Origin of the sequence: Nostoc sp. UHCC 0870, assembly GCF_022063185.1 — a bacterium.
Lineage (GTDB): Bacteria > Cyanobacteriota > Cyanobacteriia > Cyanobacteriales > Nostocaceae > Trichormus.
Map to the genome: position 1 here is coordinate 806,349 of NZ_CP091913.1, position 23,664 is coordinate 830,012.

Annotated in this window: 20 protein-coding genes; 9 read left to right on the top strand and 11 right to left on the bottom strand. The window is 40.2% G+C overall.

What is annotated here, in order from left to right; all coding sequences use genetic code 11:
- The first annotated feature begins 148 nt into the window (after positions 1–148).
- From L6494_RS03440 to L6494_RS03450, 3 genes are all read left to right on the top strand, one after another.
- Complete coding sequence (locus L6494_RS03440) at positions 149–496, top strand: hypothetical protein (protein ID WP_237991458.1); 348 nt, start codon at positions 149–151, stop codon at positions 494–496.
- A 153-nt stretch (positions 497–649) separates the two neighbouring features.
- Positions 650–1,816 (top strand): pyridoxal phosphate-dependent aminotransferase, encoded by a 1,167-nt coding sequence (locus L6494_RS03445; RefSeq protein ID WP_237991459.1) that lies wholly within the window; start codon positions 650–652, stop codon positions 1,814–1,816.
- Positions 1,817–2,089: 273 nt separating this feature from the next.
- Positions 2,090–3,412, top strand: coding sequence for a hypothetical protein (locus L6494_RS03450; protein ID WP_237991460.1), 1,323 nt, complete (start codon positions 2,090–2,092; stop codon positions 3,410–3,412).
- Between the two features lie 43 nt (positions 3,413–3,455).
- Here L6494_RS03450 and L6494_RS03455 read toward each other — a convergent pair whose 3' ends face one another.
- A complete protein-coding gene (locus L6494_RS03455) occupies positions 3,456–4,427 on the bottom strand; it encodes a DUF1517 domain-containing protein (RefSeq protein ID WP_237991461.1) in 972 nt (323 codons plus the stop codon).
- A gap of 1,208 nt (positions 4,428–5,635) precedes the next feature.
- Between L6494_RS03455 and L6494_RS03460 the strand changes: the two genes are divergently transcribed.
- Positions 5,636–6,853: a glycosyltransferase family 4 protein gene (locus L6494_RS03460; protein ID WP_237991462.1), complete on the top strand. Its 1,218-nt coding sequence runs from the start codon at positions 5,636–5,638 to the stop codon at positions 6,851–6,853.
- Between the two features lie 330 nt (positions 6,854–7,183).
- On the opposite strand, the gene L6494_RS03465 is transcribed toward L6494_RS03460, so the two are convergent.
- Positions 7,184–9,103 (bottom strand): DUF1565 domain-containing protein, encoded by a 1,920-nt coding sequence (locus L6494_RS03465; RefSeq protein ID WP_237991463.1) that lies wholly within the window; start codon positions 9,101–9,103, stop codon positions 7,184–7,186.
- Between the two features lie 74 nt (positions 9,104–9,177).
- Entirely contained in the window at positions 9,178–9,525 is a 348-nt protein-coding gene (locus L6494_RS03470; RefSeq protein WP_237991464.1) for a hypothetical protein, read from the bottom strand.
- A 40-nt stretch (positions 9,526–9,565) separates the two neighbouring features.
- On the opposite strand from L6494_RS03470, the gene L6494_RS03475 reads away from it, so the two are divergent.
- Complete coding sequence (locus L6494_RS03475) at positions 9,566–10,690, top strand: thiamine phosphate synthase (protein WP_237991465.1); 1,125 nt, start codon at positions 9,566–9,568, stop codon at positions 10,688–10,690.
- 214 nt (positions 10,691–10,904) lie between these two features.
- A complete protein-coding gene (gene thiS / locus L6494_RS03480; RefSeq protein WP_237991466.1) occupies positions 10,905–11,117 on the top strand; it encodes a sulfur carrier protein ThiS in 213 nt (70 codons plus the stop codon).
- 40 nt (positions 11,118–11,157) lie between these two features.
- On the opposite strand, the gene L6494_RS03485 is transcribed toward thiS, so the two are convergent.
- The 6 genes from L6494_RS03485 to L6494_RS03510 all read right to left on the bottom strand — a co-directional run bounded on the left by L6494_RS03485 (position 11,158) and on the right by L6494_RS03510 (position 16,403).
- Positions 11,158–11,652, bottom strand: a complete 495-nt coding sequence (locus L6494_RS03485) for a molybdenum cofactor biosynthesis protein MoaE (protein ID WP_237991467.1) — start codon at positions 11,650–11,652, stop codon at positions 11,158–11,160.
- 66 nt (positions 11,653–11,718) lie between these two features.
- On the bottom strand, positions 11,719–12,099 hold the full coding sequence (locus tag L6494_RS03490; protein WP_237991468.1) for a nuclear transport factor 2 family protein: 381 nt from the start codon (positions 12,097–12,099) through the stop codon (positions 11,719–11,721).
- A 4-nt stretch (positions 12,100–12,103) separates the two neighbouring features.
- A complete protein-coding gene (locus tag L6494_RS03495) occupies positions 12,104–13,996 on the bottom strand; it encodes a hybrid sensor histidine kinase/response regulator (protein ID WP_237991469.1) in 1,893 nt (630 codons plus the stop codon).
- A gap of 178 nt (positions 13,997–14,174) precedes the next feature.
- Positions 14,175–14,717, bottom strand: coding sequence for a bifunctional pyr operon transcriptional regulator/uracil phosphoribosyltransferase PyrR (pyrR, locus tag L6494_RS03500; protein WP_237991470.1), 543 nt, complete (start codon positions 14,715–14,717; stop codon positions 14,175–14,177).
- Between the two features lie 97 nt (positions 14,718–14,814).
- Positions 14,815–15,774 carry an adenosylcobinamide-phosphate synthase CbiB gene (gene cbiB / locus L6494_RS03505; protein ID WP_237991471.1) on the bottom strand — a complete coding sequence of 320 codons (960 nt, stop codon included), beginning with the start codon at positions 15,772–15,774 and terminating at the stop codon, positions 14,815–14,817.
- A gap of 185 nt (positions 15,775–15,959) precedes the next feature.
- Positions 15,960–16,403: an Rrf2 family transcriptional regulator gene (locus L6494_RS03510; RefSeq protein ID WP_237991472.1), complete on the bottom strand. Its 444-nt coding sequence runs from the start codon at positions 16,401–16,403 to the stop codon at positions 15,960–15,962.
- 642 nt (positions 16,404–17,045) lie between these two features.
- Here L6494_RS03510 and L6494_RS03515 point away from each other — a divergent pair.
- The gene (locus L6494_RS03515) at positions 17,046–17,459 is read left to right on the top strand and encodes an AbrB family transcriptional regulator (RefSeq protein WP_237991473.1); all 414 of its coding nucleotides are present in this window, start codon (positions 17,046–17,048) and stop codon (positions 17,457–17,459) included.
- A gap of 125 nt (positions 17,460–17,584) precedes the next feature.
- On the opposite strand, the gene L6494_RS03520 is transcribed toward L6494_RS03515, so the two are convergent.
- Entirely contained in the window at positions 17,585–19,462 is a 1,878-nt protein-coding gene (locus tag L6494_RS03520; protein WP_237991474.1) for a chloride channel protein, read from the bottom strand.
- Between the two features lie 291 nt (positions 19,463–19,753).
- Here L6494_RS03520 and L6494_RS03525 point away from each other — a divergent pair, with 291 nt between their 5' ends.
- Positions 19,754–20,134 (top strand): hypothetical protein, encoded by a 381-nt coding sequence (locus tag L6494_RS03525; RefSeq protein WP_237991475.1) that lies wholly within the window; start codon positions 19,754–19,756, stop codon positions 20,132–20,134.
- Positions 20,135–20,200: 66 nt separating this feature from the next.
- On the opposite strand, the gene L6494_RS03530 is transcribed toward L6494_RS03525, so the two are convergent.
- On the bottom strand, positions 20,201–21,817 hold the full coding sequence (locus L6494_RS03530) for an ArnT family glycosyltransferase (protein WP_237991476.1): 1,617 nt from the start codon (positions 21,815–21,817) through the stop codon (positions 20,201–20,203).
- A gap of 226 nt (positions 21,818–22,043) precedes the next feature.
- Between L6494_RS03530 and L6494_RS03535 the strand changes: the two genes are divergently transcribed.
- Entirely contained in the window at positions 22,044–23,642 is a 1,599-nt protein-coding gene (locus tag L6494_RS03535) for a hypothetical protein (RefSeq protein WP_237991477.1), read from the top strand.
- The last annotated feature ends 22 nt before the right edge of the window (positions 23,643–23,664 follow it).

A 23,664-nucleotide genomic window follows, 5' to 3' on the forward strand; every position in this document is an offset into this window, starting at 1 on the left:
AGTGCTGAGTTATGAGTAGCCTATTAACTGTAGAGACGTTGCATGGAACGTCTCTACTTTTTGTTATAGATATAACCCACCTAGAGAAAGACGTTAGCTGCACTGAAAATTATCTACCTTTGTTGAAGAATGAAAGGGGTATTTTTCAATGTTGACAATCAAGAATATACTTAATCAATGGCGAAGAAAAATTGCGTTACTGGTGTTATCTGGATTGATTTGGTTGATTAGTTTACCGACTAATTCTGTTGAGGCGACTGGTTATTATTCAGTCAAAGACCACAAAACAGAAGTCGTTAAACCTTATTACACGACGAAAGAACGTCCCATAGCGCGTACAGAAACTACTAGACCTTACTATACAACTCAAAACAGGAAAAGAATCACAACTACAGGTGATGATTATATCGAAAGTGGTAAACGAGCCACAGAAGTTATACCTAAAGAATTAGGTACAGATAAGCGACAAAAAAATCCGATCAGATCAAAATATTGAACCGTGCTGGAGTCGATGACGGAGAAGCAAAAAGTAAAATAACATTAATTCAAGCCCCCGGATAAATTCAGGGGTTTGAATTAATTTTGAATTTTTAAGGCAGATTCTGGGATATCCTAAAGTAAGAGAAAGATTTGCCAAATAGAGTTAAGAATGAAGCTGGCAGCAAGAGTAAGTCAGGTAACACCTTCGCTAACCTTAGCGATCGCCGCGAAAGCTAAGGCGATGAAGGCAGAGGGTATAGACGTTTGTAGTTTTAGTGCTGGCGAACCGGATTTTGATACCCCAGCGCATATCAAAGCAGCAGCAGCAAAGGCTTTGGAGTCAGGCAAAACCAAGTATGGCGCAGCCGCCGGTGAACCAAAGTTACGGGAAGCGATCGCGCACAAGCTGCAATCTGATAATGGTCTAGATTACAAGGCAGAGAATGTCATTGTCACCAATGGCGGTAAGCATTCTCTGTACAACTTGATGGTGGCACTGATTGACCCCGGTGATGAGGTAATTATTCCTGCCCCCTACTGGCTCAGTTACCCGGAAATGGTAACTTTAGTAGGCGGGAAACCAGTAATTATCAACACAGATGCGTCTACGGGTTATAAGATTACACCAGAGCAACTGAGAACAGCGATTACACCCAAAACTAAGCTATTTGTCCTCAATTCCCCATCTAACCCTACAGGGATGGTGTACACACCAGAGGAAATCAAAGCCTTAGCACAGGTAGTAGTTGATGCAGATATCTATGTCGTATCTGATGAGATTTACGAAAAAATCCTCTACGATGGTGCAGAACATATCAGCATCGGTTCGCTCGGAAAGGAAATTTTTCAGCGCACCTTAATTAGTAATGGATTTGCCAAAGCTTATTCCATGACTGGTTGGCGACTGGGTTATTTAGCCGGCCCAGTAGAAATTATTAAAGCCGCCAGTACCATCCAAGGGCATAGTACATCGAATGTGTGTACCTTTGCTCAATATGGTGCGATCGCAGCGTTAGAAAGTTCTCAAGACTGTGTAGAAGAAATGCGTCAAGCTTTCGCTAAACGGCGACAGGTGATGTTAAATCGGCTCAACTCCATCCCTGGCTTAAGTTGTGCCAAACCAGACGGCGCATTTTACCTGTTCCCCGATATCAGCAAAACAGGTCTAAAATCTTTAGAATTTTGTAATGCGTTGTTAGAAGCACATCAAGTAGCCGTCATTCCAGGAATTGCCTTTGGTGCTGATCAAAACATTCGCCTTTCCTATGCTACCGATTTGACAACCATCGAAAAAGGCCTGGATAGGTTAGAAAAGTTTGTGTGTAGCCGTATTTAGTAATTTTAGGGGTGTAGTGGTTCGACAGGCTCACCAACTGGGTAAGGGAGCAGGAGAGAATACTAAACTCCCCACTCCCCACTCCTCACTCCTCACTCAGCACTCCCCACTTATTCCCGCGAGTTAATTAAGTAATTAATAAACTACACCGTAAATTTACTAATATCCATCAAAAAATTAATGTAGCTTTGAAAAAGCTGATTGATAGTCCTATGTATTAGGGGTAAGCTAATAACAATAAAATTAAAAACCTTAAGGGTCTTGAGAAATTATATGATCGCTAATACTTTACTTAGTCATGTCTTCTATAAAGATACTGTTAAGTTAAACTCTCAAGAGACAAATCTACCACTTTTACAGGATAAATTTTATAGTTTCTTTATAGAAAGTGTAAATACCTATTCACCAGAAGGTGTTTTACAAGAATTTAAAATGTTATTTATTGATTGTCTCCGGTCAGGCAACTTAAATAATGTGCCACCAATTCAGAAAATTTTGTTATTTAATAACGAGCATGAGTTTCGTCATACACTCAAACGCTGTTGCTACATTTTAATTAATAACTGGGCATCCAAAAGAAAACATAAATATATTCAAGAACTGATTGGTTTGTTTGAAGAATTACCTCATTGTAAAACCATAAATATTGTTCAAGAGTTACATTTATATAGGCAATGGCTAGAAAATTTTATTAATAGCCAAGATTATCAAGAACTGAAAATATTTAATTATAAAAAAGAGAATAACAGCAAAGACCACTGGAGCGATCGCTATGGTGCTTACTTATTAGTTGTTCAATCATTAGATACAGATAAACCCAAAGAACAGCAAGAAGCAGCCATCAAACTTTACAGACAGATGAAAGACAAGTATAAGTTTGATTTAGCTATGTATATAGCTCGTTCACAGTCGGCTGCATCAAGTAGCACACGTTATAACAACCCCAGTATTTTGGGTGATAACGTTCTGCATTTAATCAAAAGAATCGTGGTCAAAAAAGGTAAATTTAGTCACGAAAACCTGGCTAATATATTTCTCAAGCAAACTGAAAATCAAAGTTTGAAAGAATTTAAAACCAGTTTGCAGAAATATTTATTTTTCTCAGTTGGTAATCAAGAAATTGCATCCTTATTGCAGCAATCTTTACAAGATAAGATTTTCTCGTGGAAACCAGAATTAGATAAAGAGATAATTAACAAGAATTTATTGCTGAGAGTTTGCAATAAACTAATTGATTATCTGACCATAGAAAATAGACACGAACCTTCAGAATTATTTACTTTACTAGCTTCCCAAGGTCATCCTTTAACTCTAGTAATTATCTTGCTGAAGATTATTTTGATTTCTCAAAATTCTCGTAGTCATTTAGAAACTCGCATTGCTGATTTAATTAGTTACTATCACCATAAATCAGAAGATGAATGTCAATGGTTTATACATTTTATAGAGTTTTTTAATATTACTTTTGCCATTTATGCAGAGAATGTAGATTATAACTTACTACAAATGCAAAAAGATAAATCAATTGACGATTCACAGAAAAATGTGGATATTTACCGTGTGTTTTCTCAGGTAAAACCAGAACATCAAAAATAATGAAATACCCCATCTGACTATGAGATGGGGTCTTCTGTATTCGTTAAACCAATTTCAAATCGGGATACTCTGCAAACAAATCATCGGATGAGAGGGTATCGCCTTCAGCTTGGGGAGTCCACAACACTTCCAAAGCCAAGAGTTTATCCGCCGGAATGCTACCAATTTGTCGTAAGGCTTGACGCAAATCATCAGCACTGTTAACTGCTGGAAGTTCAAACTTGCCTAGTGTCGCCGTCAACAAGGTAACAATAATGTATTCCCCAGGTCCTTCGCTAATTAGACGAGTGGGGTTATCAAGTTCACCAGATGAGGGTAAAGCTTCTTTAGCGAGGGCTGCTTTTAACTGGTTGTTGACGTTAGAGAGAGTTTCTTCACTAAATTTGCTGCGTTCTGCTAGTGCTAGGCGGTTAAATTGACTTTCCGCAGCATTTAACTTGGCTTGTTGTGTACCAACACCTGCATATACCCAATATTCAGGATGGCGTAGCAAAGCTAGGCTAGTTTCTTGCAGAACTTGTGTACGTCCCTCTGGGGAATTAGTATCAGCAGTTTCCGCAATACGGTTAAGTTCTGGTTGTAAGTCTCGCGCTTGAGCGAATAAACCAACTTGTAAGCGATTCACGCTGATAGAAGGGTTGCTGTTGTAGCCGACTTCTTCACCTTCACCACCGGAGACACGACGGAAACTTTGGACTAGGAAGTTAGCGATCGCCAAGAAAATTAAGATAGTAAATAAACCGCCAAATCCTCCGCCAATACCCCAAAGCGGAAGCAGGAAAGGAAAACCAAAACCACCACCCCCAGGATAATACCCGCCACCGCCTCCAGGCGCGTAGGTGCGTGGGTTATAAGTACGGCTAGAAGGCATTCTAAAAGAACCACCACCAATTCTGCCACCACTACGGGCAGCTAATGCACCATCAGCATGGCTTAATGCTAAAACTAATACTAAGCCTAGGGCAAAGACAGTCTTTAACAGTGGTTTGATAGCTTGTTGTAGTTTTTTAGACATAATCACAGTTGCTTGAAAAACGCTATTGCTTAATTATTTTTTCTCTACTCAGAGCCTTGAGGTGTATATCAGATACCAACTCATCATCAGCAGTGAGTGTTTGATTGGTAGTACGGCTACATATCCAATCTACCGCGTCTTATCTGATGTAATCAGCAAACCGCAGAGGGATTTCTGTAGTGCATAACCGTACCTCAGAATTTATTCCTTTTGAAGGAACTTTGGGTTTAATTAATGATTAGTATGTCTTGGTACATGATTAGGGCATACCGAAAGTGAATTCTGCTCTTTGCTACGCAACGTTATCGCGAAGGAGAGAAAATCACCTCTGGCTTAGATACCACAAGGAATCTATTGTAACAAAGTGTAGGGGTTTAAGATGATAATTATAATTTTCTCAATCAAGATATGATTTCTAGGATTGTTATCTAATTTTTCTTTTCAAAATACCAAGATGCTTTGTAAATTTTAGTAATTATTTATCGTAAATTCAAGGGTTTAAGACCCCTACGTCTACACGTAGTATCAGTTGATTTGGGGTTTAAATCCCCGACTCCAACTGTCTTTAATTTTGAATTTTGAATTTTGAATTGTTAAGGCAATTGTTCCCAGAAAACAGTCAAAATTATCACAATAAAAAGCAACTTATATAATTAACAAACACTTCACAGAAATAACAATAAATTTTCTATATTTCATATTCTAAAATATAGTTGTAACCTTTGTCAGTTCCTTATTTTCTGCTCCTAGTACAGCATAGCGTAAATAAAGTAATATAAACCACCAACTAAACCTACCGATATCTCAGTCACAGCCAGTTTGATGAAGGATTGTAAAAATTTTTGACAAAATTGTGTAAATACTTAGATTTTCGGGTTTACCTGTTGGCTAAAACAAAAAAAGAAGAGAAAATTTAGATACTAGCGTCAGTAGATCCTTCAGTACAATCATTCACACACATGGAGGTAGTAAAAAAAGTTAAAAAAAAGAATGCTTATTTTATAAACTGTTCGACTATTTCCGATGGTGACTTTAGTTAAGCTGCGTTGTAGCAGTATGAACAACCACAGCCATTTCACCGATGAATTTAAATTTTTGCTGCCGCGTAGTGGTACTAGCTCCAGGCTATTCTAAATTTTTCAATTACTTCGCCTTAGTTGCAGTTTGAATACTTTCAACTTATTTGCAGTAAATCAATCAAAATCAACATGGAACACGTCTCGCAACTGGCAACCAAAATCAAAGAAAAAACTGCATCCCCGGATATTTTAGTCATATCGCGTCTTTTTTTGCCCAAGGAAGCGGTGATTGGAGAATATCTCTACAATCGCTGTCTGCAAGATCCGGAGCAGGTAATTGTTTTGACTGCTAGTTGTGCAGGTGATCAAGTATTTGACCAAGCGCAACAGTTTCCTGTGTATCGCTGGCCTAATCCGAGATATTGGTTGGGTGGTTTTCTCGGCACTTATTTGCAACCTTGCTTTAATTTAATTTGGTCATTTATATTAGCAATCAAACTCTATTTTCGCTATCACTACCGCTACATTGAATGGGGTCATAGCTATGAGTTTCCAGCGTTGTTGCTGTTGAGCTATATTTTACCTGTGCGCTTTTTTATTTACTTGCACGGTCAGGATGTGGTACGTGTTTTACGTAATCCCTTATGGCGATCGCTATTTAAACTTACTCTCAAACGAGCTGAAGGCATTGTGTGCAATAGTTCCGCCACACGAGATTATCTCAGAAACACCCTCCGCGTGCAAACACCCACCCATGTAATTCATCCTGTAGTCAGACCAGAAAAATTTGGCTTGGGGAATAACTCCAGAAATCTAGAGGAATTACGTTCACAGGTGCGTCAAACTTACAACATTCCCCCCACAGCAGTAGTCATTCTTTCAGTAGGAAGCTTAGTAAAACAAAAAAGCTTCGACTGTGTAATTGAGAACCTACCACTACTTTTAACAATTGGTGTAGATGTTCATTATATAATCTGCGGTCAAGGTGCTTGTGAATTAGAACTGAAATCTCTAGCGCAAAGATTGCGGGTAGATAAGCGGGTACACTTTGCTGGATATGTACCCCATCAAGAACTAGCAGGCTATTATGCAGCCTGTGACATCTTCGCCATGCTGACATTATCCAAGACACCAATTAGTGCATTAGCAGGTTTGGGAATTGTCTATCTAGAAGCGAGTTATTTTGGTAAACCTGTAATTGCTTCCCGTCACGCTGCTTTAATTGACGTAGTACATCACGACGAAAACGGTCTGTTGGTTAATCCTAAATCAGGTTACGAAGTATTTCAAGCGTTCAAGCAATTGTGCCAAGACCAACAACTACGCGATAAACTTGGCCGCCAAGGTAAAGAATTAGCCAAGCGCAGAACTCTACACCGTTCGTTATATATGGCGAATGGGGAGTAGTCTTCCCTGTTTACTGTTCATTAGACCTCTTGCAAAAGTCCGAAAATCAGATGTGTCATTCTCAATGAAATGTATAATCTTCGAGATGTTTCGCTTCGCTCAACATGACAGATTCAGCATTTAGGCAAGAGGTCTATTGTTACATCAATACCAATTATTTTTTGTAGTGGCGCGTCAAGCCTTAAATGTTGCAATATATTTTGGATAAAATTGAGAGAAATCAATGTTTTCTACTTTTTTTTTATGCACTATTTGAGCCTTGACACGCCAGTAGGGTGCGTTGTCGCATAGCGCAACGCACCATCCCAGATTTTCGGTGTGTTAGGACTATTAATTCAAGGGTTCAACGATGGTTTTTAAGCCATTGTTGCTGAGTATTTTCAGCATTTCATCGGCGTTATTGCGATCGCTAAACACACCGGCTTGCATAACTCTGCGACTTTGCCAAATGGTGGGGAAAGCTCCAGGTGCAAGAAATCTGACTAATTCCTGTTCTCTGTCGGTTAACGCCTCTACTACCACCCGATAACGCACACCTGGGGATGTAGAAGATGAATAATTTCCTGCATAACTAGTTGTATAAGTTTGCGGTGCTGATACTTTTGGCATATTCCGCGTATTACCTAGAGGAATATCGCCATTAGGAACGGGTAACAGGTCATTATTTCTCATAGCATTAAATTCTACAACACCAGTACCCTGTACAGGAGTAACTTTTAATGCGGGATTTGATTGTTGTTGTCTAACTTCTGGTTGAGATGGCGAGAGGTTCACCGGCCATAACTGTTCTTGATTCGTAACAGTTTGTGTTGATGTATCTGTTTGAGGGGCAACAAATTCGATGGTGTTGCGATCAATCTGCACATAATTAAACTGCGCGGCCTGCGCTGGTACAGCTGGTAATGGAGTCGTTTTTCTCGTGGCTGCTACTGGCGTTTTACGTGTGCTGTTTCTAGTGGAGACTCTGCTGGGAATGGGTGCAGGGATTTGTTGATTGTATCTGGGTAAAGTCAGGGGTGTATTAGCTGAGGTTAGAGGTGATAACTGACTTTGACTTTGAGTTTGATTTTGCGCTGTCGGCTCATCAGATACACCAGGAGCAGCAAAGATAATTTCGCCGTTAGCCGCTACTGGCTCAGTATTAACTGGGGTAGCAGCTTGAGCCTGAAAAGTTACTTGACCAGCGATGCGTTGATTATTAATAGTATTACCAACTGCAACGATGACCTGTTTCGCCGCACTAGCGTTAATGTCATAGCGTTTATTATCACGAAATTCATTACCGCCTGCTTCTGTGGCGTTACCCAAATCTGGCATTGCTTGTGCGATCGCCACTAAACCATCTTCTTGACTATTTTGAATTAAATTTTGCCTTAAAATAGGACGAGCCTTAGCTTGGACAATGATCCCAGCACGATTATTGTTAATTTGATTGCCTACTAATACTGGCGCGGCGTTTTGAGTAATATTAATCCCGAAACCAGTTTGCACAAATATGTTTTCCCGGATTTGGGGTTGGGATGTACCACTGATAGTAATCCCGTTAGCTCCATTCCGCTCAAAGTAATTCTTCGTAATTGTTGGCGCACCTTTACCAGCCACAGCAACACCATCCTGGGTATTACCTGTAAAAGTATTTGCTGTAATTACGGGATTACTTGATTCAATCCACAAACCGTAACCACGGGGGTTAGAGTTGGTGACAGTCACCCCCATTAACTCAGCTTGGTTAGCACCAACGATAGTAACGTTCTGTCCACCAAAACTGCGGCTAAGGAATTGCCCACCGCCTTGAATAATTATCCCCTGTCCCTGATTAGCCGCATCCCCTTGAATCACTACACCAGCTTTGAGCATCAGGGGGAATACTTCTCCTGTATCCGTATTATAAGTACCAGGAGCTAGCTTAATCACTGTGTTAGTCTTAGCAACTTCCAAAGCTTGGGTAATTGTCCGCCAAGGGGCATTTTCACTACCATTGCCTGCTGTGTCATCTCCGATACTGGGGTTGACAAAGAGGACATTAACCTGAGAAATTGTTCTTTCATCCAGGAGCATTTGATTTGATACAGGTTGTACTTGAGCAACAACGCTACGCAGGTCTAGGCTGAGTAACGTTATGCTTACCACACCCAGGGCGCATAATAAAGAAAGACCAGAAATTGGATACCTTGCTAACACCATCAAAGATGGCTGAGATCGCAAGTTGTTTAATCTAGGGTATTTTAGCGACAAAATGAGGGAAATCATCTTCACACCACTCCTTAGAACTAATAATAAGTTTTCATACTTTCAACTATTCGGTATGTCGATTATGTTATCCGCTATATTGACCAATTGGCTATTTTGTATACAAAGTAATTAATACAGGTGACAGGTGATAGGTGATAGGTGACAGGTGACAGGTGACAGGTGACAGGTGACAGGTGACAGGTGACAGGTGACAGGTGATAGGTGACAGGTGATAGGTGACAGGTGACAGGTGACAGGTGATAGGTGACAGGTGATAGGTGACACGAAATCAGGAAAAGAAATAATTGTTTGACTTTTTTCTCCCCAATCCCCAATCCCCAATCCCCAATCCCCAATCCCCAATCCCCAATCCCCAATCCCCAATCCCCAATCCCCAATCCCCAATCCCCAATCCCCAATCCCCAATCCCCAATTCCCAATCCCCAAAGAGCAAATCAATATCCGAGGTAGATTGCAACGATGAAAGAGGCTGGCTATTACGATGAAAGCGTCAATAATGGGGTTGTTGTAATGGTTACAGCCCAAAGCCAACAAAAGCATATGCAGCAAGTTGTCTACCGCATTTTAGATGCTAATTTAGACCGCGCTCGTGAAGGCTTGCGAATTATTGAAGAGTGGTGTCGGTTTGGTTTGAATAATTCTCCAATGGCTGGGGAATGTAAGCACCTACGCCAAGAGGTGGCTAGTTGGCATACTGCGGAGTTAAGGTCGGCGCGAGATACAGCAGGCGATATCGGTACTGAGTTAAGTCATCCTCAAGAGGAACAACGCTCTGGGATAAAATCTCTGTTACAAGCTAATTTTTGCCGTGTCCAAGAAGCTTTGCGGGTAGTGGAGGAATATGGCAAGCTTTATCACCCCAGCATGGGTAAGGCTTTTAAGCAGATGCGTTATCAGGTTTACACCCTAGAAACTAACTTGATGGGTTACGAGCGTCATCAACTGCTGTGGCGATCGCATTTATATCTGGTAACATCCCCCTCAGATACTTTACTAGAAACGGTAGAAGCCGCTCTAAAAGGTGGATTAACTCTACTCCAATACCGCGATAAAGACACCGATGACACAGTGCGTCTAGAACAAGCTACCCAGCTACGGGAATTATGCCATAGCTACGGTGCTTTATTTATTATGAATGACCGAGTAGATTTAGCTTTGGCAGTCGATGCTGATGGTGTACATCTAGGACAGCAAGATATGCCAATTGCTATTGCTCGTCAATTACTCGGCCCGCAACGCTTAATTGGTCGTTCTACAACTAATGCCGAAGAAATGCAAAAGGCAATTATCGAAGGTGCAGATTATATTGGCGTAGGGCCAGTATACGAGACTCCCACGAAAGTAGGCAAACCTGCGGCTGGTTTAGAATATGTCCGTTACGCTAATCAAAATAGCACCATCCCCTGGTTTGCCATTGGGGGGATAGATCCCAATAATATCAATGATGTGATTGATAGCGGAGCAGAAAGGGTAGCGGTAGTGCGATCGCTCATGCAAGCCGAACAACCTACTCTAGTAACCCAATATCTACTCTCCCAACTCCATCGGGTTAAGCCAGAAGAGTCAAGAGTCATTAGTCATTAGTCAAAAATACATCCTCTAAAAGCTAGGATGTTTAGTATCAGTAATTTCCTAGCGTGGTAAAACTTACTAGAGGTATCTTGCAAACGTGGAAAGTTCGTTTTAGTTTTCTTTTTGACTAACGTAATTAAGCCTTTAATCTGCCTCTCAAGTTAATTTTACCGTTCTAGGTAATTTCTTTCATTTTGAATTTTGAATTTTGAATTTTGAATTTCTTATGTCTGGTCAAATTACCTTGCAAGTAAATGGGGAAACTCATAATTGTGTTTCCCAAACCCCTTTACCTGATTTACTCCAGCAGTTAGGGTTTAATCCCCGATTGGTGGCGGTGGAGTATAACGGCGAAATTTTACACCGCCAGTTCTGGGAACAAACTACAATACAATCAGGCGATCGCCTAGAAGTCGTGACAATCGTTGGAGGCGGTTGAGAATCCTCCCGCCGCTATATACAGGTCATCCTCTGGAATCTTAACAATTTTCTGCTGACTGTTCACAAGCCCCAATACTCACCCAACTACTAGAACCATCAAGCCAGTGTTCCTTTTTCCAAATAGGGGCATTATGTTTCAGGGTATCAATAGCATAACGGCAAGCTGTAAACGCCTCACCTCGATGGGGACAACCTACCGCCACTAAAACGCTAATTTCCCCAATTTGCAAACGTCCGACGCGATGGTGAATTACCACCCGATTAACATCAGGCCAGTCAGCACGAATATCAGCCGCAATTTGATAAAATACTTGTAACGCCATTGGTTCGTATGCTTGGTATTCTAGAGAAACTACAGGCTTACCATCCGTTTGATTACGAACCATCCCACTCATTACCACTACTGCACCATTAGCTGGGTCATTGGCTTTTATATAGATTTCATCAATAGATAATGGCGCAAAAGTGATAGCAAAGCTATCTTCATTTCTTGGTTTAATAACAGCAGATTTAGTTGTAAGACTTGATTTCATAATATTATTAATATAAAAAAATATTAACTAAAACTTAGAAATTTAAACACATCAGCAGATTTTTATTTATCTCACAATTGGGCTACCATGATGATGTACTAAATACCATTTACCACCCAAAAGTTGAAATAAGTTAGTAGCTATTGAGCTTGCTTCTAGTCTTCTGCCTCCAATCACTTGTAACACATTCTCTACTAATACTAAGTAAGCAAAATTATCAGTTAATTCCGTACTAATTATATCAGGATTAATTTCTAGATAGGCTGTATTTTTAAATATCTGTTCCCAAGAAGTACGAATTTCCTGCCAACCCCGCAAAGCATCGCGCCCAGGATGAATACAACAGCTACCAGTACCTTTTGACCAAACATGACTCATGGCTTCTATATCTTTTTTTTCAAAAGCTCTATAAAAGGCGGCATTCGCTGCTAAAACTTCAGATTTCATGGCGTTAAGTTTTATTTTTAACTGTACTGATTGTTTGCAATAATTGGTTAGTTGTGTAAGGTTTGGATAAAAAAGCTTGGATACCTGTGTTATTGGCTGCACTCACTTTATCATTAGTAACCAGTCCACTGACAGCAATAATTTTGACTTGGGGATTAATTTTTTGCAATGTGCGAATCGTAGTGAGTCCATCCATTGACGGCATGATCATATCTGTCAAAACTAGAGATATGTCTTCTTGATATTCTACATACAAAGCTATAGCCTCAATTCCATCATTGGCTGTAATAGCTTTGTAGTTATGACTTTCTAAAGATGTTTTGGTAATATCTCTAATTGCAGCTTCGTCATCTACAACTAAAATTAATTCTCCATTCCCAGGCGGTAATTTTAGGTCTGCTACTTCTATAGTTTCTTTAGCTTCTTGTGCTGGAAGATAGACTTTAAATTGAGTGCCTTTCCCTGCTTCTGTGTTGACATTGATAAAACCACCATGACTTTTAATAATACCAAGAACAGTAGAAAGACCAAGACCTGTACCTTTACTGATTTCTTTAGTAGTAAAAAATGGCTCAAATATCCGATCTAATATTTCTGAACTAATGCCAGTGCCAGTATCTGTAACTGTTACAACTACATAGGGGCCGATTTTGGCATCTAGATTCATCCTGGTGTAATTTTCATCTATTAAGAAATTCTCAGCCACAATATGCAACATCCCACCATTTGGCATCGCATCACGGGCATTGACACACAAATTCATCAGCACTTGATGTAGTTGGGTGGCATCACCAGAAACAGTCCAAAGATTTTGTGATATTTTGGTGACAACTTCAATTGATTTGGGATATGTCTCTTGAATTATTTGTTTAATTTCGAGAACTAAGTGCTTTAGTTGTAACAGGGTACGCTCACCTTCAAGACCACGAGTGAAAGAAAGTACCTGTTTAACTAAATTTGCTCCCCGTTTAGCATTGTTAATTAATATAGGTACTAGTCTCAGGGAACGCTCATCTTGAATTTGAGACTCTAATAGTTGTGCTGTCATCAAAATTGGAGCTAAGACATTGTTAAGATCGTGAGCAATACCACTGGCGAGAGTACCAATACTTTCCAATCTTTGAGCGCGGAGAAATTGCGCTTCTAGGTGCTTTTTTTGGGTAATGTCTGTATTCACAACTAGAATTGATTGGGGTTGCTCTGCAAATTCTCGTACTAGTTGCCAACGGCTTTCAACAATGATATCTTTACCATCTCTGGTTTTTTGGTGTAACTCTCCTTCCCAGAAATGATGATGTTTAAGATGTGCAAGTGCTATTTGTAACAGTTCTAAGTTGGTTTCTTGCCAAAGTTCTTGTGTTTGTTTACCAATCGCGGCTGCTTTTTTCCAACCATAAAGTAATTCGGCGGCTTGATTCCAAAATAAAATTTGTCCGTCTAAATTCTGGACAAAAATGGCATCTTTCGTCACATCAAGTAAAGCAGCTTGTTGCCTAATTGTTTGTTCTGTGTGTTGGCGTTCAATCGCATAACGGATAGAACGTTCTAGTAAAGGTGCATTCAGTTGGCTTTTTTCGAGATAATCTACTGCACCTGCTTGCATAGCTTCTAGGTCGATTGCTCTGTTTCCTTGACCGGTGAGTAAAATCATGGGAGCATTGCAACCATTGCCAATTGCTTCGCGGATTAATTCTAGTCCACTGTATGCTCCTAGACGGTAGTCTACAAGATATATATCATGTTGACCTTGCGCGATCGCTTGTTGAGCCGCTTGATAGTTATCTAACCATTCCAATTCGCAACCAGTTACTTGAAATTCACTAAACCAATGACAAGCTAAGATATAATCGTTTTCATTATCGTCAACTAATAAGACTCTAATTATATTTTTGTCCATTGCTGCCTCCGGTTGCTTCTAGTGGCAGTTCTCCAACCTCAATCAAGCATTTTGCTGTCAATTGTTTCATTACATAAACGCAGGATCTCAAAGGTTTTAACTTGATGGTGGAGTAAATATTAGATTACCAATGGTGGGCATTTGGCATCAACAGTCAACAGTCAACAGTCATTAGTCACTAATAACCAATTAACTCTACGGCATCTTTGCTATCCCAATCTTGCAAATAAACTTTCACAACTTCTTCTTTCGCAGTTGGTAGCTGCTTACCTACAAAATCTGGATGAATTGGTACTTCTCGATGACCTCTATCAATCAACACAGCTAAACGAATTACTTCTGGTCTACCATATTCGTTGACAGCATTCAACGCAGCCCGAATTGTCCGTCCTTTAAAAATCACATCATCCACTAACACAACCGTCTTTCCTGTCAAATCGAAAGGGATGTTGGTTTTTGCCGGAGTTCGCAAGCCAATTTGGTCAAGATCATCCCGATAGAAGGTAATATCTAATGCTCCCACTGCTACATCTATACTTTCCAATACCTCAATTTGACGTGCTAATAGTTCAGCTAGGGGTACTCCACGGGTATAAATTCCAATCAATACCAATTGGGATAAATCACGGGTTCTTTCAATAATTTGAGAAGCCAAACGCGTTAGTGTCCGGCGTAAATCTTCTGAAGAAAGGATTTCAACAACTTTGGTAGGGGTAGACATAGTGTTTATAGAGGGAGGAGGGGGAGCAGGAGAAGATAGGGAGGAAAAAAATCATGCCCAATTCCCAATTCCCTACCTAATATTGATCATTATGTGTTTAGATTAGCAAAAGTATAGCGATCGCAATTCCCAACCATAGTAAAAAGCAATATCTAGTTAGTTGTAAAGCATGGTCAATGTGAGTTGCTTTGATGGGATGAATGGAATCACCTAACAGTGGTTTCGGTTTGGGAACTCCCCGATACCAATTTGTGCCTCCCATTTGTACACCTAAAATCGCTGCATAAACGCACTCACTCCAGCCTGAGTTGGGACTGGGATCAGCAACTGCATCTCGGCGACAAATACGCCATACATACAAAGGTTTTTTTGATAATAAGCCTAAAGTTAGAACTGTGAGACGACAAGGCAACCAAGTTAAACAATCTTCTAACCGCGCACTAAACCATCCAATATAGGTATAAGGTAGTTCTCGATAACCCACCATTGAATCAAGGGTACTACTAGCTTTGTATGCCAACGCTAGAGGAACTGCCCCGACACCGGGAATACAAGCACCAATAATTGCATAAAAAAGTGGAGCAATAACCCCATCGGTGGCATTTTCTGTGACTGTTTCTAAAACTGCGCGTAAAATTTCTGATTCTGGCAGGTTTTCGGTATCTCTGCCTACATATTTACTCAAAGTTTGGCGAGCTAATGTTAAATCTTTGGCTGTTAATGGTGTTAAAACATCAACTGCGGCATTTCGCAAACTCCTAAAAGCAAAACAGCTAGCTAAAAGAATACTTTCAGTTGCGATCGCTAACAGTGGATGTAACCATCTCGCTACTTGAACTATTAACCAACCTACACCACCGCTACCAATGATTAAAACTAAGGCTAGTATAATTCCAGCTATCCTTTGTGTGTGAGATTGGCGACACAGTTGCAGAAAAAATTTACTCAAGCGCGAAATTACCCACCCCATCACCTGCACCGGATGAGGCCAACCCCAAGGATCACCTATTAAGTAATCTAAAATTGCCGCAATGAGGAGAACAATAGCTGATAACACTTTTGACAGGTGACAGGGGACAAATCAATTCAAAATTCAAAATGACGCTCTCTACGAGACGCTGCGCGAACGATGACTCGCTCTAAGCGAAGCTATGCCGTTGGCGAAGCCTCTCGAAGAGAAGGCTTTACGCTGCGCTAACAAAATTCAAAATTAAAGAACCTCTGGGGACTGGGGGCTGGGGACTAAACTACAAAACTGGCTTCTTCTCCTAGAGATGCTTGCCAACTACGAGCATCGTAATATAAATCTGCCAGAGTAATACTGTACAACGCCTCTTTGAGTTTTTGATTAAGTCTTTGCCACAGGCTAAATGTTACCCAATCTTCTGTTTGTGCTGGAGTGGGGCTGTGATGGGGTAAATTTGTTACGGTTTCACCCACTGCTTCTAAAATTTGTCCTATAGAGATTTGTACTGGTTTCTTTGCTAGTTGGTAGCCGCCAATGCTACCCCGAATTGATTTCACAAGTCCCGCACGACGCATTTCTATTAGCAACTTTTCTAGGTATGGAGCTGGGATATCTTGGCGTTTGGATATCACTTTCACTGATGCAGGCCCATAATCTGGTTGTAAACTCAAGTCAAGCAATGCCTTGACGCTGTAATGTCCTTTAGTAGTTAGTTTCATGGCTATTAGTCATTAGGGACTTCCAGATAAAAAAATATCCAAACTGTAGGGTGCGTCAGTATAAATAATTTCTGAGTATAGTTAGGTTCTATCGCACTGACGCACCCTACCCAACCATCAATTGCGGATAATTTATTTTTTGGTGTTCCCTTAGTTCATACTCATTAGTCAACAGTCCATAGCAATAATCTAACGTCAGTTGCGTGAGTTTCAGGGTAATGGCTGGTAATGAGTACGTGAATAATTTCTGCCGAATTACCAATTAGCAATTAGCAAACCTAGATACCACATCATCTTCACTAGCAACTTGGGTTAACTAATGACTATTGACTAAGGATCAGTTTTGCTTATCACTTTACGCTCCAATGATCAATCTCAGTAAATAGATAAGTTTCTTTGACCCAGTTTAGAAAACTTAAATAAATATAGTTTAGCAGCGATCAACAAACTAAATATAGTTATCAGCATTCTCAAAAATAGATTGTCTTACCAATATTGGAAATTTTGCAACATTTTTACCTGTGAGTGTAATATACTTGGCTAGGCTGAGATAAAAACTAAAGGATAATGTTCCTATTAGCTCAAGTCAGCTAAAATAAAATTGATTCAACTACTTCAACCATTGATTTTTGCCCTAAGTTGATGCCTAAACAGAAAAAAATTGAACCACTACTCGGTGAAGAACTTCTCAAAAAAGTCAAAGAGCTAGAGAGCCTTAGCAAAGAAGATAAAGCGAAGCAGTGTGGCTACTATACCGTTACTAAAAATGGTGTTGAGCGTGTTAATATGATGAAATTCTTGAATGCCCTAATTGATGCTGAAGGCATTCAGCTAGACAGCGCACCCAATGCCAATGGACGCGGTGGACGCAGTGCTAGCTATAGAATTAGTGTGCAATCAAATGGTAACTTGTTAATTGGTTCAGCTTACACCAAACAGATGAACCTCAAACCAGGCGATGAGTTTCTCATTACTTTAGGGAAGAAGCACATTCGTTTGCGACAAGTAGATGAAGATGAAAAGCTAGGTGTGGAAGCTGAAGAAGCTACCGCATAATAAATAATCGACAGTCAATAGTGTATAGTCAATAGTCGATAGTCGATAGTCTAAAGCCTCTATAGCAGAGTTGTAGAAGCATTTAATTTAGTCATGACTAATAGCTATTGACCAATGACTAATGACTATTGACTATTTAATAACCCATAAATTGCTTTACGTGTGAATGCCAATTCACAGGTTAGTGCAATTTGCTCTCGATCTAACAAACCTAAAATCAGATCATGGTTATCTTGTGCAACCACTGGTAATTGATGCAAACCTCTGAGAGTCATTCGATCAAAAGCCTCAGATAAAGGTTCATCATGCCAAGCGTAAAGAATTTCAGTGGTACAGATATCTATGACGGTTTGGCTGGCTAAATTACTCTGACTTTCTGTGGAGGAATTAGAGTAACTTTGCCATAGAGAAAGGGTACGATTGAGGTCTTCTAGAGAGAGGATACCAACTAATTGTTCGGCTTCATTAATTACTAAAGCACTACGTGTGCGATCGCGGGTCATTTCTTTTGCTGCTTCTAACACCCCTAAACTAGCAGGTAGTTTCTTCGGGCAATAAAGCATAGCATCCTCTACTAAAATTTGCTGTAAAATTTCTACCTTTTCGTCTTTCAATTCCGCAAGACCAATTTGTTGCAGGTTGGAATTAGAGTTAGCATTTGGTTTGATCCGCTCTACTAACCATACACTCAAACTCACAGCCGCCATCAAAGGTAGAACAATTCTATAGTCGCGGGTGAGTTCAAACAGCATTAAAATTGCAGTTAGTGGCGCGCGCACACTCCCAGCTAGCACTGCTGCCATTCCTACCATTGCATAAGCCGGGGGTGCGGCCATATATTCACCAATGCCGGGAACGATGAGGGGGAGAATTTTGGCATATGCTGAACCCAAAGAAGCACCAAGAAACATGGCTGGTGCAAACAAACCTCCCACGAAACCGCTACCTGCACTAATCGCAGTCATTAGCAATTTCACTACCAGTAAGGCTAGAAGTAAATCTGGCGAAAATTCCACATCTTGTAGCATGGCTTGGATAGTGCCATAACCAGTACCCAAGATTTGGGGAAATTGCAAAGCCACTGCACCGACAATTACACCACCAAGAATAGGATGAATTGGTTGAGGAATTTTACCTAAAAAATTCACGCCAGGAACTGAACCAGCAAAACAAGCTTTTGCCAGACTAATTGATTGTGTATAAACTAGGGAAACTAAACTAGCTCCCAAACCCAAGCCTAAATAAATAGGTAACTCTAAAGGACTGCGGACTTGGTACACAGGCAAAGCAAAAGCGGGTTGCGCCCCCAAACCAATTTGAGCAATTAAAGCTGCAACCACTGCGGCTAGTAAGACAATACTCACCGCAGAAGTAGCAAAAGATGTCGTCCCCATAACTACTTCTAAAGCAAAAAATACCCCGGCGATTGGGGCATTAAAGCCAGCCGCTAATCCAGCCGCCGCACCAGCCCCCAACAATAACCGCCGCCTCTCTTGTGAGACTTGCAGGATTAAAGATAGCAACATCCCGAAATTAGCACCAATTTCCACACTCGGCCCTTCTGGCCCCAAAGAAGCACCACTGCCTAAAGAAACCGATGCAGCTAACATTTTGGTGACTGGCCGCAGTTGTCGCTCAATCTCCGTACCATCAGAGGCTGCAATCAAAGATGATAGTCCAGGGCCAAAGTCTTGTGTGCGCCAGCGCATGAACCCTACAACTAATCCCCCCAAAGTAGGGACACAAGCTAGAGTCCAAGAACCCCAAACCCCGATCGCACCCATGAAATTTTCTAGCAATAGATCATGGATTAACTCGATCAAATAGTGAAACGTCACCACACCCATACCAGTACCACCGCCGATGAGCAGAGCTAAAAACAGCACGACGGTTTCGGGAGACAGTTGAAAACGGTTAACGAGATGTAATAAACGGCTAGAAGGTATAGGCAAGGCAAGTTGTTCCTTTGCCTTCCCCACCTCGGCAGGAGGCAATAGAGTCATGGAAAAAAGAGGTAAATGTAGGAGTAAGTTTAAATTTTTATCTGTTACTTCTTATTGTCAGACATTATTTATCAACCAGACAAGTAGATTGCTTTAGTTAAAAAAATTTTTGCTACTCCAAATTTTTCTGGAGATAATGGTTAAATAGGAGAGAACTGATGGTTAATACAATATGGATAACTAAGTGTGTAATTAATGACTAAAATTATACATACTTGCCAATTTTATTCAGTATGACTTGAATATAAGCATATTAGTAGAGCGCGTAAATGGACTAAGCGGACGAGGTAGATGAATACACACACCTTTGATAATCATTATTTTACTTGCCCAATTTGCCAAAGACATAGTAGGGCAAAAGTGTTTAGCACTTATATTGGTTTATTTAGTTGTCCTTATTGTCAAGAAAAATTAGTAGTTTGTCAAAGCGGACATTATGTCCGCGATCCGTTTGCGCTAAATCAAATGATGATTTGTTCAGCACTACGTCGTCAAAGCAGTCCTTTAGCCAGAATTATCCGCGATTTTGTTCTGTTTAAGCGTCCTTTAGTAGCTTTTGCGGTAAGCAGTGCCATTGTCTTCGGGATGATTGCCATTACTCAAAAAGGCACAAGTGACGAACCACAACAGCTAATACCAGTAGAGGAGATTGAAACAACTGGGAAGAGGTAGAGGAGCAGGGGGCAGGGGAGATTTTACCCCAATCCCCAATCCCCAAATCCCCAATCCCCAATCCCTTTACAACCGTTTGGTGTCTTTGGTGATGAGTTTCCAGCCTTCGGCTTCATCAAGGGGTTTTATGGTATCTAAGTGGAGGCTTTTGATAGCAGCATCGTTGACAAGTAAGTAGGGTTGTCTGTCGTATTGCCAAGAATGTTGTAGTCTATCAACAGAAGCGGGAATGATAGTGCGATCGCTATAAAAGTTTAATGATGGGCGATAGTGGGGGAAAGATGTATAAATATTGGTGACGTTGGGATTGACGCGGTTAATCATTTCGGCTACTGGTTTGACTCGATAGGCTTCCAACAATTCCCAAACCCAGTAGTTAGATTTCATTAACAGTAATAGGGAAATATAAGTTCCCCAAAATAAAATCTTGAGAAATTGACCATCACCGCGTTCTGCCAAAATCGCCGCTAATATCATCGTCAAAGCAACAGCTGCAAAAATTAGCTGTAAGTCGGTTTTGGGATGTGTTCCCCAACTAAAGTAAATGCTGCCAAAAGATGCTGCGACAGCCAAAATTGATAAACCAGCTACCCAAGTCCGGGGATAGGTGGAAAATAAAGGTAATTTTTCTATTTCTGCTAACTGAGTGCCAAAAGCTAAAGCTAAACAGGGGTAAATTGGCAAGATGTACCAAGAATATTTAGCACCCATCAGGGAAATCAGCAGTAAATAAACGCCACACCACACTAGTATGAGTCTTGCCCAACTAAGATTGCGATTTTCCCAAACTAAATTAGCAGTCTGTGGTAAAAAAATTAACCAAGGCCAAGTCCATTTGAGCAGTTCTGTCAGATAAAACCAAGGTGCTTGGGAATTCTCTGGGGTAAATGTGCTGCGGTTGAGGGATTGATTAAACAAGTCATTTTGGAAAAACTCGTTACCATAGCGCAGTATTTGCGCTACATACCAACCAGCTACAGGCAGCATCCCCAAGCCAATTGCTATCCAGAGATAGCGGTTATTGAGTAACCGGGGTGTATCCCAAAACAAAAAGGCGATCGCCACAGCACCTAGTAAAATACCTGTAACCCCTTGAGTTAGGCAAATTAGCCCAAAACTTAAGCCTATACCTAAGCAGTAGCGTAAATCTCGGCGCGATCGCAATATGCACAAGATCATCACCAACAAAAAACTTACCACTACTCCATCTAACATTGCTAGCCGTCCATGACGCACCACAGGTAGCATTGTTAGATACACTAAAGCACTATAAATCGCTGCCCAACGATGGCGAAATATCTCTCGACTCAGACAATACAGTAAAGGTACTGACAAAGCTGTAATAATTGCTCCCGGTAAGCGCGTTGTCCACTCACTCACGCCGCCTATAGAGTAAGCACCAGCAATGAGGATGTGCAGCAAAGGCGGCTTGTGATAGTAAGCGTCTCCGCCTAAAGTCGGGTATAACCAACGCATCTCATTGGCTGGGGCGCGGGAAATTTCCTTGGCAACCTGTGCCACAGTCCCTTCATCCCAATCCCTCAGAGGCAAGTCTCCCAGATTAACGCTAAACAATAGTAAGGCTGCTATCAGCAACACTACTAGCCATAACCAGTCAATCCATTTTTCAGCCGTGCGGTGCTGTTTTTCTAGATGACCCCAAATAAAGCTTCCTTCTCGCATATTCTATGATCATCATTTTACTAAACTTAGTTGTTGCCACCTAGTAACAACCTTTTTGCTGAACAAATACTAAATTCCAAGGTTAGCTCAATTTTCTCTGGACAGCGATAATTTTTTAGAAAATTGTCTGAAATTTGATTCAATTTATTTAACAATTTTTTTTTGCTAAAAATGATACAAATATTGCCAACCAGGATGTGCTATTTACCAGTTAAGGAATTTGTCAATGACACTACCATTTATACTTGATGTCACCATTGGATTAGTCTTTATTTACTTAATTTTAAGTTTATTAGCCGCAGAAATTCAGGAATTAATTACTACTGTATTACAATGGCGGGCTGTTCATTTAAAGAAATCAATTGAGATTCTCATCGCAGGCGATGTTAGCCAGTCAGAGGAAGACAGCATCATTGAACTAGTAAACGATTTATACAATCATCCTTTAATTAAAAGTGTTAATCAAGAAGCGAAAGGATTTCTCACTATTCTACCTCGTAAGTTAATTTGGTTTCTATCTACTCTTCCCATCAAATTATCTCTATCTGGAAGAAAGCGGGATATCAGCATTTTTGGATATGCCAAAAATGAACAAGGAGAAACCAAAGGCAAAAAACATAGTGCGCCTTCATACATTCCTGGTGATACCTTTGCTACTACCTTGATGGAAACTTTGGGTATTCCTAAACTGGTACAAAAGTTAACTGAATCAAGGTTAATGAATTTCTCTTACCAACAATTGCATGATGTACAAAGTATTTTAATAAAATTAGGTGAACAGCTATATAATGCAGATAATGAAGTGCTGAAATTTTTAGACAATATTGAGCAAGATTTTAGACAAAAATTAGAATACGAATTTAAAATAATTATTGCTGATTACCAAAAAGAAAAAACAGATTTAATCACTAGTATGAATCGCATGGCAAGGAGTTTAGATAGATTTATCGAAATATTTGCATTAGATATGCCAGATAATCAATTGATTTACAAAGCTCTCCAGCGATTGAAAGTTTTGAGAAAAGATAGTTTTGCAGATATTGAACAAACTATTTGTTTACAAGGGTTAAAACCCAATATTAATGAAGTTGTGCAATTAATTAATGTAGGTAGTGAAATACAGCAAGAGTTTATCAATGAATTTAAAGATAAAGATAGTGAAGCTTATCAAACATTTAAATCTCTTTGCCAAAAACTAGAAAATTTCAGTAAACAACTACCACCATGCGTAGTAGACAATATGGCGACATTGGCAAAACGCGCTCAATTAAAAGCCAAAACAACAGAAGAAGGTGTTAATATACTCCGCCAAGAAATTGCAGAAACCTTTGATAATTCAATGGAAAGAGCCTCTGGTGTTTATAGACGAAATGCCAAAGGTGTAGCATTATTAATTGGTTTTAGTATTGCGGTGATTGCCAATGCTGATACATTTCATATTGTGAGTATTTTATCTAAAGATGCAACAATTCGTACAGCAATTGTCAGTAATGCTGGACAAGTAGTGCAAACAAATAGCGTTAATTCACCTGAAGAAATAAAGCTGCTGAGAGAACAAACAAATAATCTTTTGGAAGAAATTATTTTACCAATTGGTTGGAACAAGATGAACTTAGAGCAGCAGATGGGTTTGACATCAGATAAGAAAAATCCTTTGTTAATTAATAGTTATTTAACGATGTTTTGTGGTTGGTTGGTCAGTGGTGTGGCAATTTCAATGGGTGCGCCTTTTTGGTTTGAGTTAATTGGTAGGGTTGTGAATGTGAGGAATTCTGGTAAGCGTCCTAAATCTTCGGTGAAGTCAGAAGTTGGGGATAATTCGTAATTCGTAATTCGTAATTCGTAAT